Source organism: Micromonospora sp. NPDC005173 (assembly GCF_040608515.1).
Classification (GTDB): Bacteria; Actinomycetota; Actinomycetes; order Mycobacteriales; family Micromonosporaceae; genus Micromonospora.
Genome location: NZ_JBEXIK010000009.1, coordinates 31,682 through 45,237 on the forward strand (window position 1 = coordinate 31,682; position 13,556 = coordinate 45,237).

16 protein-coding genes and 1 pseudogene are annotated in these 13,556 nt (G+C 70.5%); 7 read left to right on the top strand and 10 right to left on the bottom strand.

Features of this window, described 5'->3' with window-relative positions:
- Positions 1 to 24: 24 nt before the first annotated feature.
- A complete protein-coding gene (locus tag ABZV00_RS13165) occupies positions 25 to 726 on the bottom strand; it encodes a hypothetical protein (protein WP_355605215.1) in 702 nt (233 codons plus the stop codon).
- Here ABZV00_RS13165 and ABZV00_RS13170 point away from each other — a divergent pair.
- Positions 617 to 1,204, top strand: a pseudogene (locus tag ABZV00_RS13170) (helix-turn-helix domain-containing protein); the annotation flags it as partial. The gene ABZV00_RS13165 and the pseudogene ABZV00_RS13170 sit on opposite strands and share 110 nt — an antisense overlap.
- A gap of 120 nt (positions 1,205 to 1,324) precedes the next feature.
- On the opposite strand, the gene ABZV00_RS13175 reads toward ABZV00_RS13170, so the two are convergent.
- The 3 genes from ABZV00_RS13175 to ABZV00_RS13185 form a co-directional block, all read right to left on the bottom strand.
- Positions 1,325 to 1,570 carry a potassium transporter TrkA gene (locus ABZV00_RS13175; RefSeq protein ID WP_355605218.1) on the bottom strand — a complete coding sequence of 82 codons (246 nt, stop codon included), beginning with the start codon at positions 1,568 to 1,570 and terminating at the stop codon, positions 1,325 to 1,327.
- Between the two features lie 108 nt (positions 1,571 to 1,678).
- A complete protein-coding gene (locus tag ABZV00_RS13180) occupies positions 1,679 to 1,882 on the bottom strand; it encodes a hypothetical protein (protein ID WP_355605221.1) in 204 nt (67 codons plus the stop codon).
- A gap of 820 nt (positions 1,883 to 2,702) precedes the next feature.
- The gene (locus tag ABZV00_RS13185) at positions 2,703 to 2,882 is read right to left on the bottom strand and encodes a hypothetical protein (protein WP_355605224.1); all 180 of its coding nucleotides are present in this window, start codon (positions 2,880 to 2,882) and stop codon (positions 2,703 to 2,705) included.
- Positions 2,883 to 2,923: 41 nt separating this feature from the next.
- Here ABZV00_RS13185 and ABZV00_RS13190 point away from each other — a divergent pair, with 41 nt between their 5' ends.
- Positions 2,924 to 3,148 (top strand): hypothetical protein, encoded by a 225-nt coding sequence (locus ABZV00_RS13190; protein WP_355605226.1) that lies wholly within the window; start codon positions 2,924 to 2,926, stop codon positions 3,146 to 3,148.
- Positions 3,149 to 3,407: 259 nt separating this feature from the next.
- Positions 3,408 to 3,521: a TraR/DksA family transcriptional regulator gene (locus ABZV00_RS13195; protein ID WP_355605229.1), complete on the top strand. Its 114-nt coding sequence runs from the start codon at positions 3,408 to 3,410 to the stop codon at positions 3,519 to 3,521.
- 275 nt (positions 3,522 to 3,796) lie between these two features.
- Here ABZV00_RS13195 and ABZV00_RS13200 read toward each other — a convergent pair whose 3' ends face one another.
- Together ABZV00_RS13200 and ABZV00_RS13205 are read right to left on the bottom strand one after the other, a co-directional pair.
- Positions 3,797 to 4,123 carry a TraR/DksA C4-type zinc finger protein gene (locus ABZV00_RS13200; protein ID WP_355605232.1) on the bottom strand — a complete coding sequence of 109 codons (327 nt, stop codon included), beginning with the start codon at positions 4,121 to 4,123 and terminating at the stop codon, positions 3,797 to 3,799.
- Between the two features lie 209 nt (positions 4,124 to 4,332).
- Positions 4,333 to 5,595, bottom strand: a complete 1,263-nt coding sequence (locus tag ABZV00_RS13205) for an FAD-dependent oxidoreductase (protein WP_355605235.1) — start codon at positions 5,593 to 5,595, stop codon at positions 4,333 to 4,335.
- A gap of 131 nt (positions 5,596 to 5,726) precedes the next feature.
- On the opposite strand from ABZV00_RS13205, the gene ABZV00_RS13210 reads away from it, so the two are divergent.
- The 4 genes from ABZV00_RS13210 (at position 5,727) to ABZV00_RS13225 (ending at position 9,009) form a co-directional block, all read left to right on the top strand.
- Complete coding sequence (locus tag ABZV00_RS13210; protein WP_355605237.1) at positions 5,727 to 7,280, top strand: helix-turn-helix domain-containing protein; 1,554 nt, start codon at positions 5,727 to 5,729, stop codon at positions 7,278 to 7,280.
- 231 nt (positions 7,281 to 7,511) lie between these two features.
- Positions 7,512 to 7,868, top strand: a complete 357-nt coding sequence (locus tag ABZV00_RS13215; RefSeq protein ID WP_355605239.1) for a low temperature requirement protein A — start codon at positions 7,512 to 7,514, stop codon at positions 7,866 to 7,868.
- Positions 7,865 to 8,116: an SDR family oxidoreductase gene (locus tag ABZV00_RS13220; protein ID WP_355605242.1), complete on the top strand. Its 252-nt coding sequence runs from the start codon at positions 7,865 to 7,867 to the stop codon at positions 8,114 to 8,116. The genes ABZV00_RS13215 and ABZV00_RS13220 overlap by 4 nt, the downstream gene beginning before the upstream one ends.
- Before the next feature lie 20 nt (positions 8,117 to 8,136).
- Entirely contained in the window at positions 8,137 to 9,009 is an 873-nt protein-coding gene (locus ABZV00_RS13225; protein ID WP_355605245.1) for a fumarylacetoacetate hydrolase family protein, read from the top strand.
- 409 nt (positions 9,010 to 9,418) lie between these two features.
- Here ABZV00_RS13225 and ABZV00_RS13230 read toward each other — a convergent pair whose 3' ends face one another.
- From ABZV00_RS13230 to ABZV00_RS13245, 4 genes are all read right to left on the bottom strand, one after another.
- Positions 9,419 to 10,072: an N-acetyltransferase gene (locus ABZV00_RS13230; protein WP_355605247.1), complete on the bottom strand. Its 654-nt coding sequence runs from the start codon at positions 10,070 to 10,072 to the stop codon at positions 9,419 to 9,421.
- A 107-nt stretch (positions 10,073 to 10,179) separates the two neighbouring features.
- Positions 10,180 to 10,866 (bottom strand): GPP34 family phosphoprotein, encoded by a 687-nt coding sequence (locus ABZV00_RS13235; protein WP_355605250.1) that lies wholly within the window; start codon positions 10,864 to 10,866, stop codon positions 10,180 to 10,182.
- Positions 10,867 to 10,876: 10 nt separating this feature from the next.
- Complete coding sequence (locus ABZV00_RS13240) at positions 10,877 to 11,881, bottom strand: acetamidase/formamidase family protein (protein ID WP_355605571.1); 1,005 nt, start codon at positions 11,879 to 11,881, stop codon at positions 10,877 to 10,879.
- Between the two features lie 5 nt (positions 11,882 to 11,886).
- A complete protein-coding gene (locus ABZV00_RS13245) occupies positions 11,887 to 13,296 on the bottom strand; it encodes an APC family permease (RefSeq protein ID WP_355605252.1) in 1,410 nt (469 codons plus the stop codon).
- Positions 13,297 to 13,556 lie beyond the last annotated feature (260 nt).

The following is a 13,556-nucleotide window of genomic DNA, read 5'->3' on the forward strand; positions in this document are numbered from 1 at the left end:
GTGACGCCTCCGTCGATGACGAAGTCATGTCCAACGACGAGGCCGGCCTCGTTCGCCGTCCACCTGCCAAAGGAGTCCGCGATGACCGGGGGCGTCCGTCGGGCGGGCCCCGCCGGCACCCACTCCGACGACGCCTGGCTCGCCGCGGTCGCCCGCGCCGCCAGCGCCGACGCCGGTGGTGTGCCGGTGGAGCTGCTCGGCGACTACCTGCGGCTGCTCGCCGACGCGGCGGCGACCGGGCGCCGCCCGCGGCGCGGCGAACTCGACGCGGTGGGTGTGCTCGGCCGGCGCGCCGCCGAGCAGGGCGTGTCCGCGGGGAGGGCGGTCCGGCTCTACCTGTCCGCGGCCCGCCGCCTCTGGCAGCAGCTGCCGCAGCTGGTGCGGTCCACCGACAGCGAGGTGGTACGCGCGGCGGCGGAGGCCGTGCTGCACGTCGTCGACGCCGCGGTGGCCACCCTCGCCGAGGGATACGCCGTGGCGCGCCGGGAACTGATCCGCCGGGAGGAAGCGCTGCGCCGGGAACTCGTCGACGACCTGTTGCGGGGCGACTCGGACCTGGGGGGGGCTGGTGGAACGCGCGGAGCCGTTCGGACTGGACCTGGCGCGGGTGCACCAGGTGGCGCTGGCGTCGCCGAGCCGGCGCCTGCCGGACACCGGCGCCGCGATCAGTGTCCTGGAGGCGGTCATCTTCGACCGGCTGGGCGACCGCGACGTGCTGGTGGCCACGAAGGAGGGGCTCCTCGTGGTGATCGCCCCAACGGACACGGTGACGCCCGACCGGGGCTCCGGCGAGGGCGCGTCGGTGGGCGACGTCGGCCGGCTGATGCACGCGGAGCTGGACCGGCTGCCGCGTGGCCGGCCGTGGCAGGTGGCGGTCGGCTGCCCGCACCCCGGCCTGTACGGCATCGCCCGCTCCTACGAGGAGGCCCGCGAGGCGCTGACCATGGCACAGCGGCTGCACGCCGACACCGCCGTCATCGACGCCCACGACCTGCTCATCTACCGTGTCCTGCTGCGTGACCAGCCGGCCATGGTCGACCTCGTGCAGGCGGTCCCCAGCCCGCTGCGCCGTACCCGCGGCGGGGCCGAGCCGCTTCTGGACACCCTGGACGCGTACTTCGCCAGCGGCGGGGTCGCCACCGAGGCGGCCCGCCGGCTGCACGCGTCGATCTGTACGGTCACCTACCGGCTGGGCCGGATCAGGACGCTGAGCGGCTACGACCCCGCTGACCCGCGTGACCGGTTCACCCTGCACGCCGCCGTCCTCGGCGCGAGAGCGTGGACTGGCCGCGCCAGCCGCGGCCCGGGCCGATGTCGTAGGCCCTCAACCCGGTTCGGCCATCGTGGCCGTGGTCACCAGGTCGGGGAAGCCCAACAGGTTAGCGAGTGCGATCGCCTCGACACGGGTGAGTCGGAGGCTCACCATCCAGTCCGGATCGTCCGGGTCGTCATGGATGACGTCCCGGCGGTCGCCCGCGCGGTACTCGACGATGCCGATCCGGCGGCCCTGTGCGGTGGTGAAGGTGTGCCGTACCCCGATGCCGGGCAGGGTCGTGCGTTCGATGTCCATGCGTGCTCCATCCGGAAACGGCTGGTCCGTTCGACGCGCCGGTCCGCCACGGGCGGACGGGGAGCCTGTCGTCGGTCCGGGCAGCGGTGGGTGGTCGGGCGACGGCCGTCAGGCGAGGGACGGCGTGCCCGGCGGCGCCCGGTCGGCGGACCAGGCGGGAACACAGCCCGGGATGGCGCGGGCCAGCCGGACCACGATGCACATCCCCAGCGCGCGACCGGCACGGACAGCCGCGACGAGCACCGGCAGCGCGACGAGTATCGACAGCGCGAGATGCTGGTCGATGTCACCCGGGTGCTGCCGGTTCCGCATCGGCCCACCATAGCCGTACGGCGGACGCCCGTGCCGGATCGCGGTCGACGCCGCCCGGCGACGGGCGCGAGGCAGCCGGCGCGGCAGCCCGGGGTCGTTACCGGGGGTCACGATCACCGGACAAAGAGCAGTCGAGATGTCCGACGGTCGGCAACCTGGCCGGCGGTTGTTGGCCGGCCGCGTGCACTGTCAGGGCGTGGTTTTCGGCCCACGCTGGAGGTCCGACGCCCGACCAGCGAGGAGGCGGTGATGACGACCCGCACGCCGGTGGCTTCGCCATCCCTGCCGGCAGCCTGTGCGCCGACCCCGCAGTCGGCGTCCGCCGGCCCGGTCGCGAGGTCATCGCGCGGCTCCGCGACCTGACGGTCCCACCAGCGCCCAGCCGGCCGGCTCCGGCGCGTCGATCTCCCGCGCCGCCCCGACGGACGGCGGCGGCATCGTCGTGTCCACCTGTGAAAGAGGTCGGTATGCCCGTCCACGTCATTTCCGGTCACGCATCGGGCAGCGCCGAGGCTGTCGCCGGCGGTTCCCGCGCCACCCGCCCGACGGCGACGCCGACCCTAAGCCGATAGCCGTGGACCTCGGCAGCGCCCAGCTGCGGATCTGGCTCGGCGCGCGGGCATGTTGAGCGCTCCCGTCGGTGGCGGGTCGCGGACGCCGGTGGTGCGGCGCGGTCGGATTGTGGACGGCCCCGCCTGCGTCGCCGAGTTGACGCGGCTGCTGCGCGATCACCGCACGGAGGTGCCGGCGGGAGCGCTGGTCGTCGCCTGCCGTCCGGTACTGGCCACCACGGCAGACCAGGATGCGATCCGTGGCGTGCTCACCGCCGTGCTCGCGCCCGCGCGGCTGCTCTTCGTCGACAGTACGCGCGGGTGCCATCGGTGCCGGCACGCTGCTGCTCGCCGACATCGGCGCCCAGCTCAGCGAGGTGGCCGTGCTCGAGGACGGCCGGGTCGTCGCCGCCCGGCGCGCCGAGCTCGGCACGCGTGATCTGAACCATGGGTCACCGCGGCCATGCTCGCCGGCACCGTCACGCGACTGGTGCGGAAGTTGCGGCGACGACCGGCGGTGCGGCCGTTGGTCACCGCGGCCCTGGCCCGCGGCGTGGTCGTCGTCGGGGACGGTGCCACCCGACCCGACCTGACCGCCCATCTGGTCGCCGCCCTGGGAGTTCCCGTGCACCGCGTCGCGGCGCCACGTACCGCCGCACTGACCGGCACCAGCCTGGCAGCCGTGGCGGCGAGCCGACACCCGGCCGGGAGCTGAGACCGCGCCCCGGCCCGACGCAGACATCCCGAAGCCCCTCCGGAAGGAGCCACGAGACCATGACGCACACCGTGAACGACCGTGCCGAAGCACTGCGCGATTTCCTGGAGCGCAAGTTCCAGGAGCACACCGACCAGCTCACCGAGCTGACGATGCACAGCCGACAGCTCGACCGTGGGGGCTACGACCCGGACAGTCTGCGCCGGCTGATGGAGGCCGCCCGGGGGGCGTCGCGGACACCGCCCAGGCGCTGCGGCGGATGTCCGAAGGCAGCTACGGCAGCTGCGAGAGCTGCGGTGGCGATATACCGCTGGCCCGCCTGGAAGTCCTGCCCTGGGCCTGGTACTGCGTCCCGTGCCAGCAACGCCGCTGACGGCGCCGAAGGCACCACGCCGCGGGTGCGCTTTCCTGCGGGCGCGGCCGCGCCGGCATGGTTCGCCGGTCCCGGTTAGGGCGAGGGCCGACGCGGGCGATGCGACGTATGCGATGGCGGGCTCGTGGTTGTGCGGCAACGGCGCCGGCATACCGGCGGAACGACCGACGGCGCTGCTCGGCAAACCGCCATCCGCCGATCACTCGAGCGGGCATGGGCCTTGTCCTCAAGCGGTGCGCGTGCCGGTCCGGGTGGTGGTGGGTGCGGCGCGCATGCTATGGGCGGCGTTGCTGGCGATGTTCGGGTTGGCAAGTGGTGCAGAACTGGGCCGACGGCCGGTGCGCCAGCTGTTCGATCGGGATGTCGCGGTGACACCCCTCGCAGGTCCCGTAGCGGCCCTGTTCCAGGTAGTGCAATGCCCGGGCGATGTCGCCCAGAGCCTGTCGCGTCGCGGCGGCGATTGAGGAAGCCGCCTCAAGGTCGGCCCCGTCATTGGGCATCTTGCGCGCCTGGCGGGCCAGCAGCGCCAGCTGGGTGCTGTGCCGCTCGTACTGCTCCTCCAGGACGATCCGCAGCACACCCAGCTCGTCCTGCCTGCTCACGACGTACACGGTTGAGCTTCCTTCCTGCTCTGAGGTGACAGAACGGGCGGAGCGCCTGATGCGCTCCGCCCGCTGGTGCCGGTCATGTAAATGTCGGCCGTTGTGATGGCGGCGGCGCTGGCCGGGCTGCCGCCGGGTCGGCGGGGCGACAGGCGGCGTGACGGTGCCGCGGCGACCGCGAGCGATCGCGGACACGACGAGGTGACGCATCAGCGCAGCGGGTCGAAGGGTCGGATCTCCGCCGGCTGGTGGCCGCTGGTGATCTGCTCGGCGAGCAGCCTGCCGGTGAGCGGGCCGAGGGTGATGCCCCACATGCCGTGGCCGCCGGCAGCGAAGACACGCGGTGACCCTGTCCGACCGATCAGCGGCAGTCCGTCAGGGGTGCAGGGTCGCGCCCCGACCCACTCGTCGGTGCGGGCGTCCAGGTCGGCGCCGCGCAGCAGCGGCCGTGCGGCCTCGGCGATAGCCAAGATACGGCGACGGTCCAGCGGCGCCTCGGCGCTGCGGAACTCCATCATCCCGGCGACGCGCAGCCGGTCTCCCAGGGGCGTGCACGCGACGCGCTGCGCTGGGAAATACACCGGACCGGCCGGGACGTGCTCGATCGCGACGCTGAAGCTGTACCCGCGGCCGGCCTGCACGACGGTCCGGACGCCGAAGCGCCGGGCCAGCTCACCGAGCCACGTGCCGGTTGCCAGCACCAGCGCGTCATAGCGCTCATCCGCGCCGGCGGAGGTCACCACTCGGACCCCTGCCCCCTCGTCGCGAACGTTCACGACGTCCGCCCCGGTGACGAGCGATCCCCCGCGTGCGCGAACGGAATCAGCGAGCGCGTGCATGTAGTGCCCCGGGTTGATGAACCGCTGACCATGCAGGCGGATGGCGGCGCCGATGTCGTCCGACAGCGAGGGTTCCACCTCACGCGCCTCGGCCCCGGTCAGGACGTCGAACTCGATCTCCTGGCCCGCGGAGTGGATGTGCCCCAGCTCATCCAGAAGGACCGACCGTTCGGCCTCGGTCCGGTACGCCGCTATGAACGACTTCGCCTCGTTCGTCATCGACGCGACCCCGCCAGCCTCCAATGCGTCGAACGCCTCGAACGCGCGCCGGTTCATCGGAATGTAGGCCTGCATCGCGGTCCGCCACTTCGAGGGCGTGCTGTGCCGTGCGAAGCCCGCCAAGAACCGCAGAAGCCGAGCGTCGGCGCGCGGCGGCACGTAAACCGGCGAGGACGGGCTCAGGACGGCGCGCAGCCCGTAGCGGAGCACCGCCGGCTCCGGCAGGGGAGTGGTGATGCCGGGGGTGAGCCAGCCCGCGTTGCCCCAGGACGCGCCTGCGGCCACACCCGTGCGGTCGAGCACGGTGACCTGCACCCCCCGCTCCTGCAAGAACCAGGCGGTGGCCAGCCCGACCATCCCAGCACCGATGACGGCGACGTGCTGAGGGGCGGGCACCGAGTGCATGGCAGGCATCGTTCTCTCCTTCAAGGGCAACTGGGATCGCGGCAATCCTGTCCCGGCCACACCGGGACGTCATTGTTCCGACAGCCCAACGTTCGTCCGAACGATTGGCCGAAACGAACAATGCGAGGCACAATCAAGTCGTGATCACCGTGGCTGGCGTGGCGGACGCCCTCGGCGCCGCGTTGCTCAAGGTCGTCGTCCCCGCCACCGAGGCGGAGGTCCGCGATGTGACCCTCGCTGAACTCGACGAAGCAATAACCGGCCAGGCTGGCGACCTCGTCCTCGGTGCGGGGATCGCTACACCGGACCAGGCGCTGGCCGTCGTCGAACGCTGCTCGGAGGCTGCGGCGGCCGGCCTTGTCCTCAAGCCTCCGCTGGCCTCGCACCCCGCCGTGACGTCATCCGCCGCCGAACGCAACCTGACCCTGGTCAAGCTGCAGAGGCACGGCTCGTGGGCCCAGCTTGTGTGGCTGCTCCGCGGGGTGATCGACAGGGCTGCCGCGCCCGGCTCGCCCGAGACCGGAGAAGCCGGGGTGTACGACGAACTCTTCGCCCTTGCCGACGCGGCTGCCGCCATCGTCGACGCACCGGTGACGATCGAGGATGCCCAGTACCGGGTACTCGCCTACTCGTCGCGTCAAGACCGCACCGACCCGGCGCGCGTCTCGACGATTGTCGGACGACGTGTCCCCGGCGACGTGGTTGCGCACTTCCGTTCCCGCGGCGTCTTCCGCAAGCTTGCGAAGGGCAGCGAGCCGATCTTCGTGCCGCAGGGTCCGGACGGGACGTTGTCCCGGCTCGTGATCCCGATCCGTGCCGGAGGTGAGCTGCTCGGCTCGATCTGGGCCGTCGTCGAGGGTCCGGTGCCGGACGAGCGCCTGCGCGATCTCCAGGGCCCGGCGTCCGCGCTGGCGCTCCACCTGCTCCGCCTCCGCGTGCAGGCTGATGTCGCACGCCGGGTGTCGGCCGATCGCCTGCGGGCGGCCCTGCGGGCCCCCGTCGGGATGGGCCAGGAACTGGGCCTCCCCAAGGGTCCGTGGCGGGTTGTCGCGCTCGGGGCGCACAGCGGGACGGGGGAGATGGTGCACAACCTGGCCTTGTGGGAGTCGATCACCCGCCGTCACGGTTGGCGCCAGCCGCTCATCGCGGACGTCGGAGACGTCCTGTTCGCCGTCGTGCGTGACGAGGGCGAGACGCCCGGCTCCTGGCTATGGCTGGAGAGGCTGATTCGCGACGTCGCCGTGCACGACCCGGGGCTGCGCGCCGCGTCCGGCAGTGTCGCCATGGATCTGACGGACCTGCCGCGATCACGCGCCGAGGCGGCGGAGCTGCTCGCGCTGCACGGCTCGGCTCGACAGCGAGGTCCACTGCTGCGATTCGAGGACGTCTGGGCCGAGTTGCTCGTACACCGCGTGGTCACTGCGGTGCCGACGGTTGACTTGCTGCTCGGCGGACCGCTGCCCGACCTCGTCGCCCATGATCGGAAGCACGGGACTGACTACGTCGCCACGGTCGCCGCGTGGCTCGAGCAGCAGGGTGACCCGAAGAAGGCTGCCCGGCAGCTGCACGTGCACCCCAACACGCTCCGGTACCGGATGCGCCGCCTGACCGAGGTCGTCCACATCGATTTAGAGTCGCCGCGAACACGGCTCGCGCTGGAGATCCAGCTGGCGGCGCTGCATCCTGGGTCCTGACGTCTGACTCTGCCTACGCGGAAGCGAGCGGTGTGAGTGAGTCGAAGGCCTGCCTCTGGCCGCGGATCGTGTGATAACCGCATCTCGGCTCCGGCCCGGCTGCAAGACTCGCGAGTATGAGCAGCGACGGTCAGCGCCCAGGAACCGGCGGCTGGAGCCGGCCGCGCCGGGGAGCAAGGTGACCCCGCTGGAACTCTTCCACGACCCGGTTTCGTCTTCGCCTTTCTCAACGTGACGGCGACGAACGCCAAATACCTCACCCTGACCGCATTGGTGAAGAGCCTCCTGGTGCTGGCCCTGCTCTGGTTCGCTTGGACCACCTTCGCCGCGCTGGGCAACCTCGTCCGCGTCGATCAGGGCGTCATGCCCCTGGTCGGGTTCGCGATCATGATGGTCGTCTTCGTGCTGGCCGTGACGATCCCGGACGCCTTCTCCGATGCGCCGCAAGGGCTGCCGGGAGACCTCGTCTTCGCCACCTGTTACTTGATGGTGCGGGCGCTGCAGGTGCTGGCCTGTCCAACCTCGGGCGGGCCTCGCTGGCGGCCGACCTCAAGACGTTGTCGCGCGAGGTGGCGGCCGACGGGGTGACGGTCAACATGGTGCTGCCGGGCCGCATCGACACCGACCGGGTAGCGGCCCTGGACCGCGCCCAGGCGGACCGGGAGGGCACCGACGTCAACGACGTACGGGCGCGCTCGCAGGCGGCCATCCCCATGGGCCGGTACGGGCGCCCCGAGGAGTTCGCCTCGGTGGTCACCTTCCTCTGCGGCGTGCCCGCCGCGTACGTGACCGGTGAGCAGATCCGCTGCGACGGCGAGCTCGTCGGCTCCTACTAGTTCATCACCGAAAGGACGTCATGCAACTCGCCACCGCTGTCATCGGCGACCGGGAAACGGCCGTACTGATCGACGCGGAGCGGGGAGTGGTGGCCGTCGACGAGGTCGTCAACGGCCACTTCCCGACCGCTCTGGAAGTGCTCTCCCGCTTCACCGCCGGAGAGCCGCAGGAGCGACTGGTGGTCACCGCCGGCCATCGCTTCCGACCCGTCGACGACGTCCAGTTCACCGCGCCGTACCGCCGCCCCCGCAAGGTGTGGGGCATCGGGCTCAACTACGTCGAACACGCGGCGGACCTCGCCGAGTCCAGCCCCACCGAGGAGCCGGCGTCGTTCATCAAGGGCGACCACACCATCGTCGGGCCCGGTGAGGCGATCCCGCTGCCGTGGCAGAGCGAGCGGGTGACGGCGGAGGCCGAACTCGGACTCGTCATCGGCCGCTACTGCCGGGACGTGAGCATCGAGGAGGCGCTCGACCACGTCTGGGGTGTCGTGCCAGTGCTGGACCAGACGGCCGAGGACATCCTGGCCCGCAACCCGCGCTTTCTGACCCGGGCGAAGAACTTCCCGGCCTTCTTCTCCTTCGGTCCTCACATCACGCCGATGCGCGACGTGCTGGCCGCGTTCGGAGACATCGCCTCAGTCGCGGTGGCCACCGTCCGCAACGGCGTGGTCCACCGGGCGAACACCGTCGCCAACATGATGTTCAGCCCCCGGCACCTCGTCAGCTTCCACAGCAGGGTGATGCCGCTCTTCCCCGGCGACGTCATCTCCACCGGGACACCCGGCGCCGTGCAGATCCACCCCGGCGACGTGGCGGAGTGCCGGATCAACGGAATCGGGACGTTGCGAAATCCCGTCGTCGCCGGTGCAGCCCGACCGCGGATCGGATGAGGCGCGGCAGCGCCGGCCCCATCGCGCCAGAGGGTTGTAGCACCGCCAAATTGAACTCGAGGATGGGGAGCGGATTGGGAGCAGGCGGGTGTGCTGAACAGCCCGCAACTGCGCTCAACGGCGTTGAACTGCTTGAACGGAACTGGCGCCAACCTGCGGTTCCATGTTTTATAAGTTCAGAGGGGGTGCAGCGTCCCGTTTCACACCGAAGCGCTCGCTGGTTCGATACCAGCATCGCCCACCGTTCGTATGTGCAGGTCAGAAGCCCGTTACCGGAGTAGCCGGTAACGGGCTTCTCTGTATGTGTGGCATACATTGGGAGCAAATTGGGAGCAAATTGGGAGCAGCGATGGCGGTCCTGCTCGGATTACTGCTGGCGCGATCGGGTTGACCGCCCTCCGGCCGAGGGTTAGACGTTGTGGTCGCGTGCGTAGGACAGCGCTGGGTGGGCCTTGGTGACCGGGCGTGCGTCAGCGGGGTGGTTGGGGTTGCGGCGCATTGGGCAGATCAGCGGGCCGTCGGGCAACGTGGTCGCCGGTCGGGAGATGTATCCGTAGCGGGCGTACAGGCGCTGAGACTCGCTGGTCGTCGCGGTCCAGGAGGGCAGGTCAATGCGGTCGAGGCGGCTGCGGTGGTAGTTGAGGATCGCGCTGCCACGCCTGGTGCGCTGAGCACGCGCTGCGACGGCGAGGAACGCAAGGTCGTAGTGCGGCTCGGTCGGTCGCTGATCGGTGAGGATCTGATTGAGGGCGTCGAAGCGGTGCGCGTGTGGGCCGGCGGCGTCGGTGAGCCGATCCGGGTAGTTGGCCGGTGGTGGGATAGGGCGGTAGCGGTGGAAGCCGACGGTGGCGGCGCTGAGGTCGTCGGTGATGTGGATGTCGCCGTAGAACATGGCGTGCTCCACCCAAATTTCGAGGACGTCGGCGAGGATGCGGCGCCGCTGCTGCGGGTCGGGGACGAGCCACTCGGCGAGAGTGCTGGGGTGTAGGGCGTCGGCGATCAGGGCGGCGACGGGGCCCTTGTCTGCCCAGCGGGCGGCGCGGATACGGGGAATGTCCTGCATGGCTGGGAGCCTCCGGCGTGCGGGTCGGGGGGTGACGGTAGGTGCGGGCGGATTCCTCGGATTGGGCGTTGCCGCCGTGGCCGGGGGATGCATGCCTTCCGGTGAGTTCAGCGGTAGGCAGCGGTCGTGAGGTCACCCACGGCGGCGTCGACCGCGGCGGTGATGTCACGGACCTGCCGGTAGTGCTGGTCGGCGACTGTCGTCAGGCGTGCGGTGAGTGCGGTGGTGTCCTCGTCGAGGTAGAGGTGTGGGGTGAGGCCGAGGACCGCGACCAGGCCGGCGAGGGCGGCCGTGTGGTTGTTCGGTGGTTCCCGTCCGGCGGCGAGGTAGCGCAGCCGGGCGCGGGGGACCACCGTCCACTTGGTGTCGGTGGGCAGATAGGTGTCGGCGCGGATGAGCCCAGCGAGACGGCGTCGGGTGTGGTGGTGCAGGATCCCGGCGGCGATCAGGCCGGCGCGGGTGCGCTCGTAGAGGTCATCGGCGAAGCCCCGCAGCCAAGGCTTTACCCCTGCGGTGGTGGGGTGGGCGTAGCGGATCGAGGCGAGCGCGGTGTCAGCGATGAGGTCGCCCACGGGCCGGTCGATGCGCAGTCGAAGCTGCGGGACGGGGGCCGGGCGGGTCGTCTCGTTCGGGTCGAGGGTGACCCGTCCGGCCAGGAACAGGTCGATCAGGACTGCGCCGGCCATGCCGAGGGCGAGGGCCTGGCGGTGCACATGCGGGTGGCCGGTGTCGTCGTCGTGGCCGAGGAGGAACAGCTCGTCGCGTAACGGCAGTTGGGGGATCGACGTGGTCATCAGCTCGCTCCTACCGCAGTCCGGCTGCGAGCTGTCGCAGCCGGCGGTGCACCCCGTCGTACGCGGCGCGTGGGGCGGGTAGGAGGGTTTTGTCGACGGCGGCGAGGACGGTGTAGTTCGGGTCGCACACGTTGCCGATCGGCGCCCGCCCTGCCTGCGACACCAGCTGGTAGGCGTCGAGGGTGTCCAGGCCGGTGAGTGCGCCGGTCCAGCCGACGAGGTCGTGGTGAGCGATGCGATAGGCATCCTCCAGGGGTCGGGCGCAGCCGACCGACATGATCGACGTGTCGGTTTCCACCCTGGGCCACGGAGTGGACATGCCCTTGAGCAGTTCGACGATCAGCGTGGTGGTGGTGGCGATCTCCACGCCTACGCCGCAGGCTTCACCCTCGCCTTGGCGGGCGTGGCCGTCGCCGAGGGCGAGCATCGCCCCGTGCACGTTCACCCCGAGGTAGACGGTGGCGCCGGCACGCAGCTCGGGGGAGTCGAGGTTCCCGCCGTGAGTGCCGGGGACGATGGTGGAGAGCGCCTGGAACCCGCCCGGCGCGACGCCGATCGTGCCGATCATCGGGTCCAGCGGCAGATCCACTGTGTGGTCGCTGCCCGTCGCCCGGAAGCGCACTGTTCCGGCCCTGTTGTCGATCCCGTACACCCACACCCGCTCCTGCAGCGGTGGCTGGAGCGTGGCGGTGTGGCTGGTCGAGGTGAGCGCGCCGAAGTGCGGGAACGTGGACGACACACCCCACGTGCGGGCGGGCACGATCGAGGCGATGTGGACAGCGAGCGTGTCACCCGGTTCGGCATCGTCGATGAAGAACGGCCCGGAGACGGGGTTGAGGTAGGGCATGCGGCACACCTGCGACGGCAGATCGCCGGGACCGCGCACGAGGCCGCCGAAGCAGTCTTCGGTGAAGACCTGCAGCACGTCACCCGAGCGCACATGCGCCACCGGTATCCGGCCGCCGAACGTGTAGGCCAGCTCGTCGGGGCCGGGGGAGTACACGATGCCGTCCATGCCGATCACACCCGCTCCGCGTGCAGCCGTCGCGGCTGCTGCGCAGGCGCCAACCCGGACAGCGTCGGCCGCCGCCCGGACAGGTACAGGCCGGCCAGGACGAGGATGCCGAGGGCGAGCCACGCCAGGCCGAGGCGCTGCGCGGCGATGTTGGCGTTGATCACCACCCAGGTGAGGATCGCGAAGCCGACCGCCGGCATGACCAGGTGCGCCCACAGGTTGGTGCTGCGACCTCTGATGAGGTGATGCACCACGACGGAGACGTGCAGGACCAGGAACGCGACCATCGCCCCGAAATTGATCAACGACGACAGCAGGGTGATCCCATCCGCACGCGTGGCCATGTACAGGCCCAGGAAGAGGGACACGAACCCGGTGAGCAGGGTCGCGTTGATCGGCACGTTTCGGCGGATCGACACCTTCGCCAGAAACGCCGGCAGCTGCCGGTCCCGCGCCATCGCATACAGCAGCCGACTGGTCGCGACCTGGGCGACCATCGAGTTCGGCAACCCCCACGCGATCGCCGTCGCCACCGCGCACAGCGTCGCCAACCAACCCCCGCCCGCGACGGCGGCGGCGTCATAGAAGGCCGTGCCGTTCGGATCCCCGTCGCTGAGCAGTGACCCCGGGTCGGGGAGAAGCATCGCGGCCAGCCACGTCTGCGCGATGAACAACACCCCCGCCAACACCAGCACCGCGGCCATGGCCCGGCCGATCTGACGGGCGCCGCCCCGGGTCTCCTCGGCCAGCATGCTGATGCCATCGAAACCAAGGAAAGACAGCACCGCGATCGACACCGCCCCGGCGACAACCGACCAGGTGAAGGTGTCAGCGTTGTAGAACGCCTCCCAACTGAACCGGCCCCGACCCGTGGCCAGGGCCCAGCCGGCGACGGCCAGGAAGACCGCCAGGACGATCAGCTCACCGATGAGCATGACCCGCGTGACGACCGCGGTCATCCGGATCCCCACCGAGTTGACGACCGTGTTGACACCGACGAAGCCAACCAGCCACAGCCACACCGGCACCGACGGCACCGTCGCGTGCATCGCCACCGACGCCACCAGATACAACAACCCCGGAACCAGGACATAGTCGAGGAGGATCACCCAACCGGCGAGGAAGCCCACCGGTGGGCTGATCCCTCGGCCGGCATAGTTGTAGACGCTCCCGGACATGGGAAACGCCCGCACCATCTGCGCATACGAGAACGCGGTGAACACCAGCGCCACCACACCGATCGCATAGGCCAGGGCCACCATCCCGCCCGAGCCGGCGTACACGCTGCCGAAGATCGCCATCGGCGCGATCGGCACCATGTACACCAGCCCGTAGGCCACCAAGTCCCGGAACCGTAGTTGACGGCTCAACTCCTGCCGATATCCATATCGCGACAGGTCATTCTGGAGACTCATTTGACTCCTCAAATGTTTGTAATCTCACGACTTCGCGGCTGGCCCGTCAGCGAAAGACACCTGTTCGTCGGGCGAACCGCCGTTCATAATTCGCCCGGCGTGCGGACGGGTATCTCAGCAACGAGAATTGCGCACAGGGTCAGATGAGTCGATAGCGGCGATGCGGACATGCGGTGTTGTCCGCATGCAACTGCCCGCGTAGCGTTTGAGCACGTACGGTCAGGCTCGTCTGACTGCGGCGGCGACGGGCAACGGCATCC